The 18,227-nt window shown below is 40.2% G+C and carries 23 protein-coding genes; 4 read left to right on the top strand and 19 right to left on the bottom strand.

Translation table 11 applies throughout. The features are described 5' to 3' along the window. Window positions 1-15: 15 nt before the first annotated feature. The 18 genes from CU053_RS01725 to CU053_RS01805 form a co-directional block, all read right to left on the bottom strand. Window positions 16-720: a succinate dehydrogenase iron-sulfur subunit gene (locus tag CU053_RS01725; RefSeq protein ID WP_100550640.1), complete on the bottom strand. Its 705-nt coding sequence runs from the start codon at window positions 718-720 to the stop codon at window positions 16-18. 10 nt (window positions 721-730) lie between these two features. After that, complete coding sequence (gene sdhA / locus CU053_RS01730; RefSeq protein WP_100550641.1) at window positions 731-2,518, bottom strand: succinate dehydrogenase flavoprotein subunit; 1,788 nt, start codon at window positions 2,516-2,518, stop codon at window positions 731-733. Between the two features lie 12 nt (window positions 2,519-2,530). Then, a complete protein-coding gene (gene sdhD / locus CU053_RS01735) occupies window positions 2,531-2,872 on the bottom strand; it encodes a succinate dehydrogenase, hydrophobic membrane anchor protein (protein WP_100550642.1) in 342 nt (113 codons plus the stop codon). Next, the gene (gene sdhC, locus CU053_RS01740) at window positions 2,860-3,249 is read right to left on the bottom strand and encodes a succinate dehydrogenase, cytochrome b556 subunit (protein WP_100550643.1); all 390 of its coding nucleotides are present in this window, start codon (window positions 3,247-3,249) and stop codon (window positions 2,860-2,862) included. The genes sdhD and sdhC overlap by 13 nt, the downstream gene beginning before the upstream one ends. A gap of 116 nt (window positions 3,250-3,365) precedes the next feature. Next, entirely contained in the window at window positions 3,366-3,803 is a 438-nt protein-coding gene (locus CU053_RS01745) for a DNA polymerase III subunit chi (RefSeq protein ID WP_158106921.1), read from the bottom strand. Between the two features lie 6 nt (window positions 3,804-3,809). Then, entirely contained in the window at window positions 3,810-4,145 is a 336-nt protein-coding gene (locus CU053_RS01750; RefSeq protein ID WP_100550645.1) for a zinc ribbon domain-containing protein YjdM, read from the bottom strand. Between the two features lie 184 nt (window positions 4,146-4,329). Further along, window positions 4,330-4,767, bottom strand: coding sequence for a hypothetical protein (locus CU053_RS01755; protein WP_100550646.1), 438 nt, complete (start codon window positions 4,765-4,767; stop codon window positions 4,330-4,332). Between the two features lie 12 nt (window positions 4,768-4,779). Then, the gene (locus CU053_RS01760) at window positions 4,780-5,865 is read right to left on the bottom strand and encodes a 5-(carboxyamino)imidazole ribonucleotide synthase (protein ID WP_100550647.1); all 1,086 of its coding nucleotides are present in this window, start codon (window positions 5,863-5,865) and stop codon (window positions 4,780-4,782) included. Window positions 5,866-5,965: 100 nt separating this feature from the next. Beyond that, complete coding sequence (locus tag CU053_RS01765) at window positions 5,966-6,304, bottom strand: endonuclease domain-containing protein (protein ID WP_100550716.1); 339 nt, start codon at window positions 6,302-6,304, stop codon at window positions 5,966-5,968. Window positions 6,305-6,427: 123 nt separating this feature from the next. Next, window positions 6,428-7,306, bottom strand: coding sequence for an AbiU2 domain-containing protein (locus tag CU053_RS01770; RefSeq protein ID WP_158106922.1), 879 nt, complete (start codon window positions 7,304-7,306; stop codon window positions 6,428-6,430). A 28-nt stretch (window positions 7,307-7,334) separates the two neighbouring features. Next, window positions 7,335-9,359 (bottom strand): NAD-dependent DNA ligase LigA, encoded by a 2,025-nt coding sequence (ligA, locus tag CU053_RS01775; protein WP_233263309.1) that lies wholly within the window; start codon window positions 9,357-9,359, stop codon window positions 7,335-7,337. A gap of 136 nt (window positions 9,360-9,495) precedes the next feature. Then, window positions 9,496-10,452: an aminoglycoside phosphotransferase family protein gene (locus CU053_RS01780; RefSeq protein WP_100550650.1), complete on the bottom strand. Its 957-nt coding sequence runs from the start codon at window positions 10,450-10,452 to the stop codon at window positions 9,496-9,498. Beyond that, window positions 10,445-10,585 carry a hypothetical protein gene (locus CU053_RS01785; protein ID WP_158106923.1) on the bottom strand — a complete coding sequence of 47 codons (141 nt, stop codon included), beginning with the start codon at window positions 10,583-10,585 and terminating at the stop codon, window positions 10,445-10,447. The genes CU053_RS01780 and CU053_RS01785 overlap by 8 nt, the downstream gene beginning before the upstream one ends. 19 nt (window positions 10,586-10,604) lie before the next feature. Beyond that, window positions 10,605-10,838 (bottom strand): GNAT family N-acetyltransferase, encoded by a 234-nt coding sequence (locus CU053_RS01790; protein WP_233263310.1) that lies wholly within the window; start codon window positions 10,836-10,838, stop codon window positions 10,605-10,607. 25 nt (window positions 10,839-10,863) lie between these two features. Continuing rightward, complete coding sequence (locus CU053_RS06440) at window positions 10,864-11,025, bottom strand: hypothetical protein (RefSeq protein ID WP_199244175.1); 162 nt, start codon at window positions 11,023-11,025, stop codon at window positions 10,864-10,866. Then, complete coding sequence (locus CU053_RS01795; RefSeq protein WP_100550651.1) at window positions 11,022-12,032, bottom strand: GNAT family N-acetyltransferase; 1,011 nt, start codon at window positions 12,030-12,032, stop codon at window positions 11,022-11,024. Before CU053_RS01795 ends, CU053_RS06440 begins: the two co-directional genes overlap by 4 nt. Before the next feature lie 19 nt (window positions 12,033-12,051). Continuing rightward, a complete protein-coding gene (locus CU053_RS01800) occupies window positions 12,052-13,050 on the bottom strand; it encodes an aminoglycoside phosphotransferase family protein (RefSeq protein WP_100550652.1) in 999 nt (332 codons plus the stop codon). Window positions 13,051-13,075: 25 nt separating this feature from the next. Then, on the bottom strand, window positions 13,076-13,735 hold the full coding sequence (locus tag CU053_RS01805) for a GNAT family N-acetyltransferase (RefSeq protein WP_199244176.1): 660 nt from the start codon (window positions 13,733-13,735) through the stop codon (window positions 13,076-13,078). A 674-nt stretch (window positions 13,736-14,409) separates the two neighbouring features. Between CU053_RS01805 and CU053_RS01810 the strand changes: the two genes are divergently transcribed. From CU053_RS01810 to CU053_RS01825, 4 genes are all read left to right on the top strand, one after another. Beyond that, window positions 14,410-15,111: a type IV toxin-antitoxin system AbiEi family antitoxin gene (locus CU053_RS01810; protein WP_233263311.1), complete on the top strand. Its 702-nt coding sequence runs from the start codon at window positions 14,410-14,412 to the stop codon at window positions 15,109-15,111. Further along, window positions 15,108-15,893, top strand: a complete 786-nt coding sequence (locus CU053_RS01815) for a nucleotidyl transferase AbiEii/AbiGii toxin family protein (RefSeq protein ID WP_100550655.1) — start codon at window positions 15,108-15,110, stop codon at window positions 15,891-15,893. The genes CU053_RS01810 and CU053_RS01815 overlap by 4 nt, the downstream gene beginning before the upstream one ends. A gap of 106 nt (window positions 15,894-15,999) precedes the next feature. Next, window positions 16,000-16,893 carry a GNAT family N-acetyltransferase gene (locus CU053_RS01820; RefSeq protein WP_158106925.1) on the top strand — a complete coding sequence of 298 codons (894 nt, stop codon included), beginning with the start codon at window positions 16,000-16,002 and terminating at the stop codon, window positions 16,891-16,893. Continuing rightward, window positions 16,890-17,459 carry a GNAT family N-acetyltransferase gene (locus CU053_RS01825; RefSeq protein ID WP_100550656.1) on the top strand — a complete coding sequence of 190 codons (570 nt, stop codon included), beginning with the start codon at window positions 16,890-16,892 and terminating at the stop codon, window positions 17,457-17,459. The genes CU053_RS01820 and CU053_RS01825 overlap by 4 nt, the downstream gene beginning before the upstream one ends. A 100-nt stretch (window positions 17,460-17,559) precedes the next feature. Here the strand turns inward: CU053_RS01825 and CU053_RS01830 are convergent, their stop codons facing one another. Beyond that, the gene (locus CU053_RS01830) at window positions 17,560-18,225 is read right to left on the bottom strand and encodes a response regulator (RefSeq protein ID WP_100550657.1); all 666 of its coding nucleotides are present in this window, start codon (window positions 18,223-18,225) and stop codon (window positions 17,560-17,562) included. Window positions 18,226-18,227 lie beyond the last annotated feature (2 nt).

Here is an 18,227-nt window from a genome sequence, read left to right on the forward strand (position 1 = left end):
TACTCTTGTTCTTAATTACACGTTATTCTTTAGCATCATTGATCTTAATTTTCCAATCGCCTTTGTCGGGTTGAGCCCCTTGGGACAAACGCTCACACAGTTCATGATCGTACGACATCTAAAGACGCTAAATGGATCTTGTAAAGCGTCAAGACGCTCTTGGGTCGCGCCATCCCGCGAGTCAATCACAAAACGATATGCCTGCAAAAGACCAGATGGACCAATGAACTTCTCTGGATTCCACCAGAATGACGGGCATGAAGTTGTGCAACAGGCACATAATATGCACTCATAAAGTCCATCTAACTTCGCGCGCTCCTCAGGGGACTGCAAACGCTCCTTGACAGGCGTATCACCTTCAGCTGGAATTAAATAAGGCTTAACCTTTTCATAATTTTTATAGAACTGACTCATATCCACTACTAAATCACGAATTACTGGCAATCCAGGTAAGGGCTGTAATTTAATGGGTTGAGACAACTCGCCAATAGAAGTAATACACGCCAGGCGATTTTTACCATTGATATTCATGCCATCGGAACCACAAACCCCCTCGCGACATGAACGGCGCACTGCTAAGCTTGGATCCTGATTTTTAATAAGCTCAATTGCAGTTAATACCTTAGTCCCTTCATTTTCCACCGTGACGGTATAGTCCTGATAGTAGGGCTTGCTATCCACTTCGGGATTATAGCGATAAACTTTAAACTTGACTTCCACCGTTATCTCCTTAGTAGCTTCTTACTTTTGGTTGAAATGGTTCTAATTTTAATGGCTTCATATTGACTTCGCGCGTCGAGAACCTGTCACCATCAAGGAAATATAAACTGTGTTTCAGCCAGTTCTGATCATCGCGCTCAGGATAGTCCTCACGCGAATGTGCGCCACGCGATTCTTTACGATTAAGCGCCAAAACGGCTGTTGCTATGGCGGTTTCCATTAAGTTATCTAACTCAAGCGCCTCGACTCTGGCAGTGTTATAAACCTGTGTATGGTCAGTCAATGATGCTTTTTGTACACGTGCGCGTAAGGATTTTAGGCGCTCTAAACCATCCTGCATCTGCTGTTCGGTTCTAAAGACTGAGAAATCAATCTGCATTGCCTTTTGTAATTCGGCACGTAATTGGGCAACACCTTCGCCAGCTTTGTTACTTTCCCAACGGTTATAGCGCGCCATCGCATCATTCAAGGCTTTTTCTGTTACTTCACGCTGCTGTATGCCAGCACGTAAAACCTCTTCAGCGTGCATGCCCGCAGCACGTCCAAATACGACCAAGTCCAATAATGAGTTTGATCCTAAACGGTTTGCCCCATGCACAGAAACACTGGCGCACTCACCCACTGCATACAGTCCCTCAATTACGACGTCTTCTCCCTTGTCGTTTTGCGTTAGCGCCTGAGCGTATTTGTTCGTTGGAATTCCTCCCATCATATAGTGACAGGTAGGCACCACTGGGATAGGAGCTTTTAATGGATCAACACCTGCAAAGGTCATGGCTAGTTCACGAATCCCTGGCAAACGCTCCTTGATTACACTTTCATCTAAATGGGTTAAATCCAGATTGACACAATCAACACCTGCAAATTTTAATCCTCTCCCCTCGTTAATCTCTTGTTGCGACGCTCGCGATACCACGTCACGTGATGCCAGATCTTTGGCATTTGGTGCGTAGCGCTCCATGAAGCGCTCACCGTTTTTATTGCGTAAAATACCTCCTTCGCCGCGACATCCTTCAGTAACGAGAACCCCAGCACCCGCGATTCCCGTTGGGTGAAATTGCCAAAACTCCATATCCTGTAGTGGGAAGCCAGCTCTAAGCGCCATGCCAATGCCATCTCCTGTATTGATATGCGCATTGGTGCTTGACTCATAAATGCGCCCAGCTCCCCCTGTTGCTAAAATAGTGACTTTTGACTGGAAGAACACAATCTCCCCTGTTTCCATGTTCATCGCCAACACTCCAGCAATCGCATCCTCGGAGGCTTTTACCAAATCTAAGGCATACCACTCATTAAAAAATTTCGTTTGATTTTTTAAGTTACCTTGATAAAGGGTGTGTAGCAACGCATGCCCTGTCCTATCGGAAGCCGCACAGGTTCGGTTAGCAATATTTCCCACATCGTAATTCCGCGACATACCACCAAAAGCACGCTGATAAATTTTACCGTTTTCCAAACGTGAAAAAGGCATGCCCATGTGTTCCAACTCAATAATCGCCTGCGGTGCATTTTCGCACATAAACTCGATAGCCTCTTGATCGCCAATATAATCAGACCCTTTGACCGTGTCATAAGTATGCCATTTCCAATCATCTGAGGGTAAGCCATCGTCATGTTCAACATTGCCAAGGGCTGCGGCAATCCCCCCTTGCGCTGAAACCGTATGTGAGCGTGTGGGGAAAACCTTAGAAATCGCTGCGGTTTTAAACCCCGATTGCGCAAGCTGAAATGCTGCTTGCATTCCTGCTCCTCCTGCTCCAACGACAATGGCATCAAATTGTTGTACTGCAATTCTCATTATCAACGCCCCTTAAAACAAAATGCAAATAAGCCAAATAAAACAAGTCAAGTAACCGACAATCGCCGCCACCTGCAAAACACCACGGATACATGCACACTTCACATAATCGGTAAAAATAGTCCACATACCAATCCACGCGTGTGCCATCAATGACAAAAATGCCAAAAGGGTAAAAATTTTCACCCCTGTATTTTGGAATATTCCTAGCCACGCGTGATATGAGCCATCACCTGATAAACATAAAATAACGATCACCGCAAAAATCGCATATAGCATAATAATAATTGCGCTAATACGCTGTAAGAACCAGTCTTTCAATCCCGAACGGGTGCAAGAAGTTACATTACCCATATCCAAAGCCCCCAGAAAATAGTTACCAATACACCAAGCACTAAAACTGCAATCGAAGAAGCTTTAGCTACACACATTTCTTCGCCAAAACCTAAATCCATGATCAGGTGGCGCACTCCCGCAATCACGTGATATGAGACTGCTGAGAGAAATATCCATACAATAACGCTCCATGGCGAATGGATGAGTAAACCCTGCACATAGTAAAAGTCTTCGCTACAGCGCATGGATAAACTAAATCCCCATAACAAAAATGGCAATAAAAGCACCATCAAAACCCCTGTAATGCGGTGAATAATCGAACTTATTGCTGTGATAGGGAAAGAATAGGATTTTATTGAGCCAAGTCCTATATTCCGTGGTCCTTGATTTTTCATTTTTTTCTCCTGCATATCAAGAAAACTAAGTGGTTAGCACAAAATTTCCCGTATTCTAACATAAATAAATTGAAGCGCTACAGCGAAGAAGCAAGCAAACAGGATTATGATAACAATCACTCGATTTTACGCACATGAATCTGATAACCCTGGTGCTGCAATTGCTTGTACTGGACTCGCGACGCATTTAATTTTTTGGGTTCTTGATCGACTATTTTTACTAACGCCTGAGCCCCTTTAAAATGACAGCTCATATCCTCAGATAAATCTACCACCACGTCTTTTTCTGTACTGTCTAGAAATCCTATTTCACTAGCGAGCACCACGGGTAAACGAGCATATTCCAACTCGGTTTCATTGGTAATATAAAAATGAGGGATAAAAATATCGCTTTGATCAAACCATAAAAGCTGATCCAGTTTTTGGCACAATTCTCTGTCTGCATAAACAACAACCGATCTATCAGTTTCATAATATGCCTTGATCTGTTGCACTGTAAACTGAAGATACGCTGCCTCGGTTTGACCTGGTAAGATAAAAAACTCGACATTCACCACTGACTAAGCCTTCTTCACGAACTCCGATTTAAGCTTCATGGCGCCAATTCCATCGATTTTGCAATCGATATCATGATCACCCTCAACCAGACGAATATTTTTTACCTTGGTACCCACTTTGACTACCAAAGATGAGCCCTTGACTTTCAGGTCTTTAATTACCGTAATTGTATCACCATCCTGCAATGGCGTACCATAGGCGTCTGTTTTGGTCACCTGGATCTCCACCTCCGCGTCACTTACACTCCACTCGTAAGCGCATTCAGGACAGATCAGCATCTCGCCATCCTGGTAAACATACTCGCTTTGGCACTGTGGGCAATTAGGTAATTGTGTCATTTATTTTCCTTAAAAAATAAAAAGCCCTTTCAGCTCTAAAGGGCTTTAGTGTTATTAAGCTGTGTCGGGGCAGTGTAACAAATAATCCATAAGGCAGAAACCTATACCTGCGCACCCTCTGCAATAATCTTTAGGTCTACTCCCAACGGTAAATACCGAAAAGCTAAATAAAATTTAAGGCACTTTAGGTATCCGACAAACTTTCGTTAAATTCAAAAAAGCTTTCAAGAACCATTTGATGGAGTAAATCGTCACACTCCTCATTGTAGTAATGCGCAAGCTTATCAAGACTCTGTTGATAGTACTCTTCAGATCTTGCCAAGTTACTAATCTCAAACTTCTCCATAAGTTCCAGATAAACCTGCAGGCGAATAAGCGCCTCATCTGCAGATGCCGTGGTAAAAAACACGGGAGCTTCATCGTCATCCGCTTCACCTGCAATAATAGACACCGCATACAAGGAAGATTTCTCAGCCTGTGTGATAATTTGAAAGTCAACGGTAAAACTCCAATCTAAACGTTCACCTAACTGATCCGCCATATCATCAATCATGCGCATTTTCTCACGCACACTTTGGTTTAATTCATAATAAGTCTCAATATTTTCACTCACTTCAAACATCTTCTTTATTCCCTAGAATTCCTCTAAACATGGCTTGGCTTTAAGATTTTGGTAGATTATATTGATACTTTCCACAAATGTCTCTAATTCATTATCTACGATGTTGACATGCCCCATTTTTCGCCCAGGACGTAACTCCTTGCCGTAGCTTTTGACAAAAACATTTTCGGGTAACTCAACCGCAGGAACATTTTCTCCAATCAGGTTAATCATCATCATGTGACGCGCATTTGCATGAGGTTCAACAACTCGCGCCCCACTAATGGCTAACATATGATTTCGAAACTGGCTCACATTCGCGCCATCAATCGACCAATGCCCTGAGTTGTGCACGCGCGGTGCCATTTCATTGGCATATAGAACATTGCCCTTAACAAAAAATTCAACCGCAAACGTACCGACATAATCAAAATGCATCATCAAACGCCTGACAGACTCCCGTGCTGAAAACGTAAGCTCATCTTCTTCGTGTAAAACGTGCGTCTCGCGCAATATTCCCTCGCGATGCTCGTTACGCACCAAAGGATAAAAGGCAATATTGCCAAACTGATCAGCTGAAGCAACTTGTGAAACTTCATAGTCAAACGCCACAAAACTCTCGGCTATTAAAAGATATTGCCCAAGCAAATCCCATGCTTTAGATAAAGATTCAGGTGCTTTGACGATATACTGCCCTTTACCATCATAGCCAAAGCGCCTTGTTTTCACGATAAAGGGGTAGCCAAGACTCACTGCAGCCTCACGCAAATCAGCCCATGAGTTCACCGCTAGAAAAGTATTGGTTTCAATCTCTAACTGCTTAAAAGTAGTTTTTTCCAATAGACGATCTTGAGCGACCTTTAATCCATCAATGGCAGGAAATATGCGCGTTTCTTCGTTCACGGTCTGAAGGAGTTCAACAGAAATATTTTCAATCTCATAGGTCACGACATCATAATCTTTAAGTCTTTGCTGCCAAAGAGAAATTTCTGCCGCGGTGCTTTGCCCATTTGCGTCTATTTCAGGTAGCGGATAAGCATCAATTTCCAATGCCAGATCACTAACGCTTTCTATCAGCATTTGCGCCAGCTGACCGTTTCCTAGTATTGCGATTTTCATTGTGTATTATCCTAATTTATTTCATAAAGTTATGATGCGAACACCTCTCCCCTTGTGGGAGAGGTCGCATTGCTGTGCAATGCGGGTGAGGGGGTATATGTCATTGCTGTAACGCTTGATAAATATGTGCCAATACATTTTCTGTCTCTTTTAGTATGTCATGATTCCAAAAGCGTAAGACTCGATACCCTTGACCATGGAGGTACATTGATCTTGAATCATCATATTTTTTCTTCTCAGCTTCATTGTGTTGAGCACCATCACATTCAATAATCAACCTTTTTTCAAAACAAATAAAGTCAACAATATACAATCCAATAACCACCTGACGCCTAAACTTATATCCCGACAAATGTAGATTCCTAAGGTAATACCACAATGTAGCCTCGGCATTGGTTTGTGAAGTTTTCAACTGCTTTTGAAAAACTTTAATATTCATCCCCTCACCCGGCAAGCTTTGCTTGCCGACCTCTCCCACAAGGGGAGAGGTGAGCCTCGGTAAGTAAACAAATGCAATTTAATCATGATGATATTAGTCATTAGCTTAAATTTTCACTTAGCCTCATATTAAATTCATATTAAATTTCATACTGGTAATAGCCCCGCTTATTGGACTCATTTTTTGACAATAGAGATCTCCTCCATCCTTGAAATAAAGCCAAATAATTTCATTAAACTGTTTTAAATCCTTTGAAATGCATTTTATCTTATCGAATTTACCATCAAAATCTGTCACCAATTTGCTAATGGAATTATCCGCTTTTTTAACATCAATATGTGCAATCACATGATCACGCATCGATTTAAGCCAATCACCTTCCAAATTATTTTTAATAGTGGATTCAAGATCTTTCAGCTTATTTTTAACCTCTTCTCTACCAACACGTGGATTAAAATGATCTAAATAGTTAATCATTTTTTGCATAGAAATATCTGCATTCTTTGATCTATCTGTCAGATGGTGAATATTTAAAATAATTGCGTAAAGCAATTTTCTTTCATAATCATAGAGTAACTGGTCCGTTAACATATAAAAATATTCACTTTTCTTATCTTCGCTATACAGCGCAATCACATCCTCTAAAGTTTGAATATCATCCAAAATATTGCCCACTGTGCCCCAAAAAAAATAAAGCGCCTTATTAAATTTCTCACAATCAAAGCTTATCATATTAATTTCGTTAGAGGTCATAGTTGAAATAATAGCTTTCACAATACTTTCAGCATTTGGATGATTCTCCAGCTCACGTACAGGAACACCCGGTTCAATATTTTTATTAAGAACTTTAATAATTAATTGTTCGTTCTTACTTTCAAGTATAAACTCAGCCTCATATAATGTTTTCTTTAATTGTCCAAAAAGCTTTTTATCTAGTTTCAGTTCTTTGCATAATGTGCAAAGTTTATATAGCTTATTCAACTCAATCATATTTTTCTCCATCACAATACCTTCTGTAAACCTTATGTCACTACAATAATTTTTTTTGAAGTTCATCTTCGCTGATCACTTGAACATCAAGCGCTTGCGCTTTTGCCAACTTAGCCCCCGCCTTTTCACCGGCAATTAAAAAATCTGTTTTACTCGAAACACTACCACTGCATTTAGCACCCAATGCCTCAAGCTTAGCTTTAAGTTCATCGCGCGAGAACTCGCCAAAGCTTCCCGTAATAACAATCGTTTTTCCATAAAAAGGATTGGCTGTTATTTCATTATGCTCATGCTGATCGGCTTTAATTGGATTACTTAGAATCACCCCTGCCTCAAGTAAGTCATTGACTAACTGCACATTATAGTCATCTGCCCAAAATGCCAACAGGCTATTTGCCATGGTTTCACCCACATCATCAATGCTAACTAACGCCTCTAACGAAGCCGCTTTAATCGCTTGAAGCGAGCCAAAATGATTGGCAAGTGCTTTGGCACTAACTTCACCGATATCTTTAATGCCTAGCGCATAAACAAAACGATGAAGCTGGACTCTTTTGCTGTTTTCTAACGCTTCAAGCACATTAAGCGCTGATTTTTGCCCCATACGCTCCAGTGAACTTAACACGGGCAAGCTTAGCTGATATAAATCAGCGGGGGAGCGAATTAGATTTTTATCGACTAACTGCTCAACGATTTTATCTCCTAAACCATCGATGTCCATTGCCTTGCGTGAAGCAAAATGTTTAATACGCTCTTTGCGCTGCGCACCGCAATGCCAACCACCAATGCAACGCGCAATCGCCTGATCTTTAACATGTTCAATGGCTGATTGGCAAACAGGGCAAACGCTTGGCATCACAATGGTCGCTGATACCGTGCGATACTCGGGCAGTGAACGTACAATCTCAGGGATCACGTCACCTGCTCTGCGCACGATCACTCGATCATGCAGGTGAATGTCCTTGCGTTTTATTTCATCCATGTTGTGAAGTGTCGCATTTGAGACGATCACGCCCCCCACTGCCACGGGCTTCAATCTTGCCACAGGAGTGATGGCACCGGTGCGTCCTACTTGAAAGTCAACTGCCATAATTTCGGACTCAACCTCTTTAGCAGGAAACTTATGCGCCAACGCCCAACGTGGGGCTTTGGCAATGAAACCTGCCTTAGTCTGTAAATCCAGTCTATTTAATTTATACACCAAGCCATCAATATCATAGGGTAAATCCGCACGTTTATGACTCATGCGTTCATAGTAATCCATTAAACCATTTTCACCTGAGACTACTTCTACTTCATTCGTTAATTGAAACCCCCACTGTTTTAACTGTTGCACGAGCTCATATTGCGTTTGAGGTAATTTAAAACCTACCTGCGCCCCTACCCCATAGGCATACATTTTGAGTTTCCGCCTGGCAGCTATCCTTGAATCAAGCTGACGTATGCTTCCAGCGGCAGCATTTCGAGGATTTGCAAAACCTTTTTCCCCGCGGGCTTCTGCCTCACTATTTAATGCGAGGAAATCAGCTTTATTAATCACAATTTCACCGCGAATTTCAATCTCTTGTGGCAAATTATCGCCATTAAGGCTTAATGGAACGTTACGAATCGTTTTGACATTTTCAGTCACTTTTTCACCTTCAGCGCCATCACCACGAGTTACAGCATAATCTAACAGACCGTTCTTGTAATGAATACTAATCGCCAGTCCATCAAGCTTTGGTTCACATTCAAAACTTAACTCAGATTCGTAAGTGAGCTCAGTTAAACGTTTATAAAAATTGGCGACATCTTCCTCTTCAAAGCCATTGGATAATGACAACATCGGCACTTTATGGGTAACCACTTCAAAGTAAGGCAAAGGCTCACTACCAACGCGCTGTGTTGGCGAGTGTGATATGTCTAATATATTCTTGTATTCCCCTTCCAAATCAACTAACTGCTGATGTTTTTGATCATACACCTGATCACTGACAAGGGGCTTGTCCAAAGTGTGATAGGCATAGTTATACTGAGTTATTTCCGCACAGAGTGCTTGGTATTTCAACTGAATTTCTTTCTGCATTTCTGAGGTCAAATGGCGCATTCTGGCAACGGGCTAAATAAAGTGTGCTCATCATACTAAAGCTCTTGTAAGTTGGAAAGCTTTGGCAATGCCCTGGTTTTGGTGATGTCATAATCCTAAAAGTCTTTCATTGTTGCTATATTGCACACTGCATTAACTCTCTCAACATCCCACTTAATTTCCCCCGCTGAAATGACATTAATTGTTCCCTGCCACATGCCTGCATCAATCTGTCATGAGCTAACAGCCCATAAACAAACCACAAAACATGCGCTATTTCCAAAGCATCTGCCAGATTTTTTTCAGACTCGAACTGCATATAATTTTTGAGGCAGGCATGCTTGATCTTAAGATAGTCATGATCACGCTCTGTGAGCGCATAATGTTTCCTTACTTGGTATAAACAATTCAGCAGAGAAAAAAATGGGTGTGAGATGGAAATTTCACCCAAATCAATGATAGTGATATTTTGCGAGTTATCGCCTATCAACGTGTTGTTGTCATTAAAATCCGGTTGGACGATGGTTTGTTTAATGGCGTAGCCAGATAATTTTTCGCATAAATCAGTTATCCTTGGATGCAGCTTTTCTAATTCGTTTACTTCCAATTCAGATAACCCATCAGCTATAAACAAATCCTTCTGTGAAATCGCTTGCTGATATAACTCAGGCAGTTTGTTTAATCTCCAGTCTGGAACACCAATATTAATAAAATCATCCACATGATCTGCAATTGTTATTTGAAGAGCAGTAAATTGTTCGATTGCTTTGCAAAGCAAGTCAGTATCAAACTTCTTTTTCAAAATGCTACGCAAAGATGTGCCAGCATCTTCCATCAAAAAGCAATGTAACTCAGCATTATGCGCAATAACGGTAGGCACCTGTGCATGAAATTGGTCATGCAATATTTTGAGAATGTCAGCCTCTAAAGCAATAAGCGCTGGGGTGGTTTTAAGATAAAAAAGTTCATTCCCCGTGTTGATTCTTACAACACTGGACCAAGGCGTTTGTACAACGGTCTCTGTATTAATTTTAGTTTGTTGTAGAGTCGCCATGGCCCATTCAAGGGCGTCAGTTAATTTATCGTTAGTCACTCTTTTTTGCTATCCAAACAAGATGTTGATCTTGATCACTTTCTTTTAAAAGAATTTCAGAGCCATAGTTTTTAAGATATTGTTTGTAAACTGCGGGATCGAGGCTGTAAAAATGAAGTTCTTGGTTGTTCATTGTTGGGGCTCCTAAAATTTCATAATGTTTTCTTCATGAAGTAACGTTTTTGTCCAGCAGGGCAATTCTCAAGAACACCGAAAATCTCATAACCATGCTTTAGATAGAAATCTTTTGCTTGGTGATTAAAGGTATCCAAATGGATCAACTTGGCTCCCATAGCTTCAGCATCAGCTTCAACTTGATTAAGTAATAAAACGCCCAATCCTTTATTTCGATAATTTTCATACACAAAAAGCACGTTAATAGCCAAGCATTCTCCTAGATAAAAACAACTTCTAATGCCAGCAATAATTAAGCCGTTCTTTGATAACATAATCTTTCAAAACTTCAGTATCGCCATGAAATGAAACTTGCTGGGCAACAAAAGCATTGATTTTATTATTGAGCGCTTCTGCTTCTTCGCTTGTAGCGGGAGATAATTTGTAATCTGTCATCATAATACTTTCCTAAGAAAAATCCTTGAATGTTCACGCCAGTATTTTTTTATCTCGCCAATAGGTTGATAGCCATTTTTCAAATAAAAATCCTCGGCTTGAAAGTCCCATGTATCCAATGTTGAAAAAACACAGCCATATTTAATAGCTTCTTGTTCTGCCGCATTTATTAATTTTGTACCGTAACCTTGGTTCCTGAGCTTTTGGTCAACCCATAATGTTTCCAGATAAACTGATTCACTATCAAACTGTGCTTGTATGCCGCCGAGAATTTCTCCCGAGTCATTTTTCAAAAACACTGAAAATTCTTTGTCTCTAGACTGTCCCATTAGGCGTTCATAATCAACGACCAAACCTTCTGCCACAGCATCTTTGTCGGCTTGACTTGGCGTGTGATCGACAATTATTTTGTATGCAGCGTTTGGTATCAATTCCGCAGTTTGATCATTAGTTCGAATAATCCAATGAGCTATAGATTCGGCAACCTGATTTATTGTCAATCTTGTTGTGTCAAAAATTTTAACAAATGCTTTTCTATCCCAAGCCTCCAACTGATCCCAGGGACTAAAAGACAACTCGTTCCAACAATCTTCTTTCAGTACATGCGGCGCCCACTGCGGATCGCGGGTGTGCATGCGAAGCCAAGCAGACCAGTTCAACATATTTTGATCCGCACCATAGGTGTTGCGCTTTTTGAGGCGTTGAATACGTTCGAAATCGCTGACATCTAAAAGACAAAAGTTGATTTTATCTATTTGTTTGGCTGAAGGGCAGCTCAGTATTTCGCCTAAAACAATTTGACTCAGCAAGCAGGCATCTTTGCCTTCGCTCAATAATTTTTGAAGCCACTTTTCGGTGGATTCTTGACGCCATTTTTTATCAGCACCTTCTGGTACACCGATGTCATCAAAATCATAAACGGCGATGCAATCCTTCAGCAGCTCTTTCAAATAAGGCATCACAGCCGTTTTACCGCTGCCACTGGCGCCGCCTATAAAATATAATCTCATAAGATCTTCCTCGTGTTATTTAAGAGTCATACGCTCTCTCTATTGCACCATTCGGCAGAAAAACAGGCTGCAAGTGTTCAAAGCATTGCATCCGATCGTCACCACCTTCATCAGACAGAAAGATGTATTCACAATAGTCGCCGATGTCTTGGATGATACGTTCAAAACCATAGTAGGCGATCGCATCCTGATTGATCTTTATTTGGTCATATCCCTGATAAAATAGTGATTCTTCTTCGTCAGGCGTTAGACCACTATCCCAAATGCCAGCGCCGATAAACATCAAATCACGCTCGACGGGAGCAAAGATGAGCGTATCCCAGTCAACAATATAAAGGGCGTTTTCTTTATCAACCATCAGGTTCCAGCCATGCATATCAGCGTGGCATAAAACATAGTCGAGGGGCTGTTTTTGGATCGCGATTGCAAGCTCTTCAGCGCGCTCCACGAGTTTAAGTATTTCGCACCTTTTTGATTTCAGAAACCGTGCCATTTTTACAGCAACAGGCTCTTCAAAAACTTCATTTTCAATGCGCATAAGAAATGCTTTAACGGTTTCTCGCCATTTTGAAGAAAACGTTTCCCGCGGTACATCTTTTGTTATTGATGAAGGAATATCGGTGCTATGCAGCCTTTTAATGGCCGCACCAAATTGAACCCACTGATCTTCTGATAGTTTGGTTTCTACGCCATTACTGCCTTCGACATAAGGGTACAGAATTGCCTTGAAAGATGCCAAGCTTGTCCAAAGTTGCCCTGTTTTGGTTGCAAGAGGTGGGATCACTTGCTTGATACCGAAATCCGCCAAGTGTTTTGGAACTGATACCGAAGCTTCTAAAAATTTACCGCTCCTTAACTTTAGAAAATAATCCGTTTGATTGTTTGTTGTAACACGATAAACATCTGTACTGAAATCAGCGCCAAGGGGAAGAAATGAAATGGTTGCTATATCCAGTCCATATGCATCCTGCAAACACGCAATGATTTCTTGGTCTTTGAGATTAGGTTTTATTAGCATGGTCTGTGTACCCCAATATCAGCACTCATGCTTTCCTCGAATAAATATTGTTTTTAAACAGGGTCTCAAACCCAAGTTTTTGATAGACTCCGAGCCCTGAATCGGAGGACTCTAAAAAGCAATGACGAGCGCCTAATTTTTTGGTCTCTAACAGCACATAACGCATGAGATGCGTTGCATATCCTTTGCCTTGAAATTCAGGCAAAGTTCCCAGATCATCGATCCTTGCAATGGCGTTGTCGCACATTGATAGAGTAATTGATGCGATTGGTTTTTTCTGTTTGTACAAGCTGAAATGGCGAAGGTTAATATTCTTTTTTAAGGCATTTTCATGGGTTACTGCATAAATTGAACTAATTTCAATGGTTGATTCAAATGCCCCTATCAACGGCGTCATCCAATCATTTAATTTTTCGTCGTTGCCTCGAATAATTATTTCATCAAAGAAAGCTGGCAGAGCGGTGGCTCTGAAGTCATCTAATTTAACCGCCATCGAAACTGATTTTCCCGTTTGATGATAACCCATACTACTAAAAACACCTTCTACATCAGAGGTACAAAACTCTTGTGGGATGACAACAACAAAGGAAAGGCTGCTTTGGTCGTAAAACTGCTTGCCCTTGTTCAAAATCTTATCAAGGGAAGCGGTATTTTTTGTGATATAAACAAGATTTAAATCTGCCACTGGAACCCCTGTCATATAGGCATTAGCCCTGTTGTCCAGATTTAAGCATTTTGAGGAAATGCCTCTGAAAAAATAATCCTCGACCTGGCGGTATAAATTTACTAGTGGAGCGTTCATATTTCTTGCTAACGTAAATCAAATGAAGTGATGATAAATCAATTTCCAGACAGTTACGACAGATTTTGAGTTTACTATGTCCTAAAAGTAACGAAATATGACACTTTTAGGACATGCTAGACGCATTCATGTCCTTTAGGTTTCATTATTCGTAACCCAAAGGACATATTGATCATAATCGCTAAATTACGGTTGGTTACACACTTTCTAGAGATAGCATGTCCGTATAATTACAGTATTTGTAACCTTAGCCACATGCCTGATCATATATTGGCAAACTTCAGCTATTACTCGCATGTTTTAAGTTTATTGTGTGGCTATAATTACATTATTAGTAATTATACATACATGCTGATACAAGAAATTAAACATTTTGCTTGCGCTTTTCTGAGAATAGACGTATCATGCTCTTATAATTACACTATTTGTAATTTTGGAAGCATGGCAATCATATGAATCTACAGTCTTACATAAAACAGCTCAGGAAATATGGGAAACGAGCCTTCACGATTGAAGAGATTTTGGAAGAATTCAAAGTATCTCGCAATTATGCCAGGGTGGCTTTATATCGCCTTATTCAAAGTGGCGACCTTGTCTCCCCGGCTAAAGCTTTTTATGTCATCGTGCCTCCTGAATATCAAACATACGGTTGTATACCCGCAGAACAACTTATTCCCATACTCATGAAGCATCTAAATACCGATTATTATGTTGCCCTATTATCAGCAGGGTTGTTTCATGGAGCAACCCATCAAAAACCCGCTAGGTTCCAAGTCATGTTGAATAAAAGGATGAGCGGTAATTTGGTTTTTGGTGATGTTGAAATAGAGTTTATTTACAAAAATTCACTCTCTGGGCTTCCAACTCAAGATTTCGTTGTGGATACTGGCTATCTTAAAGTTGCATCACCTGAGCTCACTGCAATCGACTTACTTAATTACCCCTCTCATGCGGGCGGGCTTAACCACATAGCAACCGTTTTTTCTGAATTAGCTGAAGCTATAAATTCGGAAAAATTGATAGAACTTGCCGAAAAGATCAATGCCAGATACCAATTACAACGTATTGGTTATATTTTAGAGAAAATTGATGTCATGGATGAAGATAAAAAAGCTCAAATCATCGAGGCTTTAGAAGCTTTTTTAAAGGGAAAAATGAAATATTACATACCCATCGCTTCTGAAATAGAAAAAATGGGTTACCCGAGATCCAAACGATGGAAAATAATAGAAAATACTGAAGTAGAGAGCGATTTATGATCCCAAATATTTTTATACAAAATTGGTCTAATCATGTTAAATGGCAAACACCAGCCCAAATTGAACAAGATCTCATTATAAGCAGAGCGTTAGTAGATTTGTACAACGATCCACACATCAAAGACGCTTTAGTTTTCCGCGGCGGTACGGCGCTCAACAAATTATTTATTAACCCGCCGTCTAGGTATAGCGAAGATATCGATTTCGTGCAGAAAAACGCTGATCCAATCGGCCAAACAATTAATGCGATTCGTGAGGTGCTCAAACCATGGTTAGGTGAACCAAAATGGAAAATTACTCAAAGAAGTGCAAAGCTAATTTACAAATACGAATCCATAAACAAGTCTGCATCAAAACTAAAAATCGAAATAAATACGACTGAACATTTTCAAGTGCTGCCCTTAAAAAAGGTTCCTTTCTCTATGGATTCAGATTGGTTCAAGGGGACGGCGGATATTATTACTTACGAAATGGATGAGCTGATGGCGACTAAGTTACGCGCTCTTTATCAGCGTCGCAAAGGGCGGGACTTATTTGATGTATGGTATGTGGCAGATCGCAATTTAATCAACTTGAATCGAGTTTTTGATATTTTTCATCAGTATTGCACTTATAACGATTTGAAGATCACAGGCGAAGAATTTTTACAGAATCTTCAGCTTAAAAAGGATCATCGTGACTTTCATATGGATATGAGTGTTTTATTGCCATCGAAATTGCATTGGAATTTCGAAGAAGCCTATCAATTCGTTGTAGATAACGTCATTAGCAGGCTGCCGTAAATGCAAAGAATCAAACAGTACAGCAAGGTCTCAACAAGCCTCGCATGCCTGAGTAATGAGAAACTAAGAAAGATTTTGGCAGATAGCAATCTGAGAGGCCACAAAAATGGACATTAAAATTGAGACTAAACGTCTATCATTACGTTTATTGACTAAAAATGATCTTGATAATTTACAAAAATTAAACGCAGATCCAGATGTAAGGGCATTTTTTCCAGACGGAACACAAAACAGGGAACAAACAAAGAAAAGGATGCTGGAGCTAATCAATAACTATAAGGACCATAAATTACCCGGCTTCATAATATTAGAAAAAGAATCCCAGACTTTTTTAGGACGTTGTGGTTTCTCATTGTTAGAAAATAATGAAGTAGAAGTCGGGTATTTGCTGCATAAAAATTATTGGGGCAAAGGGTATGCTACTGAAGCTTTAAATACATTGCTTAATTGGGCGAAGAAAAATATTAACCGACATTATATTATAGCATTTGCTCCCACACCGCACGTTGCATCACAGCGTGTAATGGAGAAGTGCGGTATGATTTTATATAAAACTGATATTGCCCATGGAGTGGAATGCAAATTCTATAAAATTAAAAATACTCAAATCAAAGCACGCATAAGTCATGTAGCACTTTTGATAACAGACTTAAAAAAAGCAAAGCATTTTTATGGCAATATCTTAGGACTCTCTGAACTAAAACGACCACCATTTTTTATTAAAGGACTCTGGTATGATTTGGGTGACCTTGAATTACACCTTATGCTTTATGAGCAAGCAGAACAACCTCAAGTACACCCCTTAAATGAAACCGTGCAAGCGCATTTTGCCCTATCCATGCCAGAGCTTCAGTTAAACATAATTTTGGAAAAATTAAAAACCGCTGGTATAGAACTGATTACAGAGCCGTCCCTATCACCTGCAGGGGTATTGCAGGTTTTCTTTTACGATTTTGACAAAAATATGATTGAGCTTAATAATGAACCGGAGACAACATGACCATCATTATTGAAACAGAAAGGCTTATTTTAAGAACTTGGAAAGAAGAGGATGCGGATGGCTATTTTCAAATCAACCAAGATCCAAAAGTGATCGAGTTTTTACGTGGACCATTGATGATGGAGCAAGTGAATGATTTTATCCCTGCGGTTAATAATCATCAAGATAAACACGGTTACACATTATGGGCAGCCTGCCTGAAGAAAACTGGTGAATTGATAGGCTTTATCGGTCTAAATTACACTAATTTTGAATCACATTTTACTCCTGCAGTTGAAGTAGGTTGGCGTTTAGGATCGCAATATTGGGGTAAAGGCTTTGCCACGGAGGGAGCTAAAGCTTCCTTGGAATATGGGTTTAAACAGTGCGGTCTTAAAGAAATTGTTTCTTTTACCGTGCCAGCTAATATTCGCTCTATTAGGGTTATGGAAAAAATAGGATTAAAACGTGATTTAAATGGCGATTTTGCTCATCCTAAATTAGCTGCGGATCATCCTTTATCACAACATATTTTATATCGCTTGAATGTGGATGAATATTTGAAATTAAATCAACATATTTTATGAGAACATTTGAGCAAAACATCATTTTATAGGCTATCAAATTGGCTAATGACAATGACTATTTTGTTTGAGTCGAGATTTTATCTAAGCTATCAAATTTAGGCTAATCTTGTGATTTTTGAACAATATATCCAACCCCACGCAAGGTTTTAATGTATTTGCTCTGAATTTTTTTACGTAAGTTATGGATATGCACTTCTAAGGTATTTGAGTCAACTTCCTCGTCCCAGCCATAAAGTTTCTCAAGGAGCTTCGTTTTTGAAACAACCTTGCCTGCGTTTTCTAATAGACACTCTAATAGCGCAAACTCACGCCTTGATAACTTAATAAATTCACCATTTACCGTTAGTGTTTGTGCGGCGGGATCCAGCTCTAATGATTCAAATTTTATTTTAGGCTCAGCTCTACCCGCTGAACGGCGCACCAATGCTCGCATCCTTGCCAAAAGCTCCGACAGATCAAATGGCTTTGTTAAGTAATCATCTGCTCCTGAATCAAGACCTCGTACACGATCACCAACTGCATCTCGTGCGGTTAGTAATAACACAGGCACTGCATTTCCCTTGGCACGAATGCTCCTTACAATGGCGATCCCATCTTTAGATGGCAAACCGATATCCATCACTACCGCATCATAAGGTTCAGTATCTAAGGCAAGTTCAGCCATTTTTCCATCCTGCATTAAGTCTACAGCGTAGTTATGCTGTTTTAAACCTTCAACGATCCCCTCACCTAACATGACATCATCTTCAGCCACCAATATGCGCATTA

Source organism: Caedibacter taeniospiralis (genome assembly GCF_002803295.2).
Classification (GTDB): Bacteria; Pseudomonadota; Gammaproteobacteria; order Francisellales; family Francisellaceae; genus Caedibacter; species Caedibacter taeniospiralis.

Coding starts and splice junctions, on each gene's coding strand:
- CU053_RS01760 (WP_100550647.1), bottom strand. CDS start 5,865: ATGAAAATCGCAATACTAGGAAACGGTCAGCTGGCGCAAATGCTGATA.
- CU053_RS01800 (WP_100550652.1), bottom strand. CDS start 13,050: ATGCTAATAAAACCTAATCTCAAAGACCAAGAAATCATTGCGTGTTTG.
- CU053_RS01820 (WP_158106925.1), top strand. CDS start 16,000: ATGGACATTAAAATTGAGACTAAACGTCTATCATTACGTTTATTGACT.
- ligA (WP_233263309.1), bottom strand. CDS start 9,359: ATGCAGAAAGAAATTCAGTTGAAATACCAAGCACTCTGTGCGGAAATA.
- CU053_RS01770 (WP_158106922.1), bottom strand. CDS start 7,306: ATGGAGAAAAATATGATTGAGTTGAATAAGCTATATAAACTTTGCACA.
- sdhC (WP_100550643.1), bottom strand. CDS start 3,249: ATGAAAAATCAAGGACCACGGAATATAGGACTTGGCTCAATAAAATCC.
- CU053_RS01765 (WP_100550716.1), bottom strand. CDS start 6,304: ATGAATATTAAAGTTTTTCAAAAGCAGTTGAAAACTTCACAAACCAAT.
- CU053_RS06440 (WP_199244175.1), bottom strand. CDS start 11,025: ATGATGACAGATTACAAATTATCTCCCGCTACAAGCGAAGAAGCAGAA.
- sdhA (WP_100550641.1), bottom strand. CDS start 2,518: ATGAGAATTGCAGTACAACAATTTGATGCCATTGTCGTTGGAGCAGGA.
- CU053_RS01795 (WP_100550651.1), bottom strand. CDS start 12,032: ATGAGATTATATTTTATAGGCGGCGCCAGTGGCAGCGGTAAAACGGCT.
- CU053_RS01750 (WP_100550645.1), bottom strand. CDS start 4,145: ATGACACAATTACCTAATTGCCCACAGTGCCAAAGCGAGTATGTTTAC.
- CU053_RS01755 (WP_100550646.1), bottom strand. CDS start 4,767: ATGTTTGAAGTGAGTGAAAATATTGAGACTTATTATGAATTAAACCAA.
- CU053_RS01815 (WP_100550655.1), top strand. CDS start 15,108: ATGATCCCAAATATTTTTATACAAAATTGGTCTAATCATGTTAAATGG.
- CU053_RS01785 (WP_158106923.1), bottom strand. CDS start 10,585: ATGAACAACCAAGAACTTCATTTTTACAGCCTCGATCCCGCAGTTTAC.
- CU053_RS01825 (WP_100550656.1), top strand. CDS start 16,890: ATGACCATCATTATTGAAACAGAAAGGCTTATTTTAAGAACTTGGAAA.
- sdhD (WP_100550642.1), bottom strand. CDS start 2,872: ATGGGTAATGTAACTTCTTGCACCCGTTCGGGATTGAAAGACTGGTTC.
- CU053_RS01830 (WP_100550657.1), bottom strand. CDS start 18,225: ATGCGCATATTGGTGGCTGAAGATGATGTCATGTTAGGTGAGGGGATC.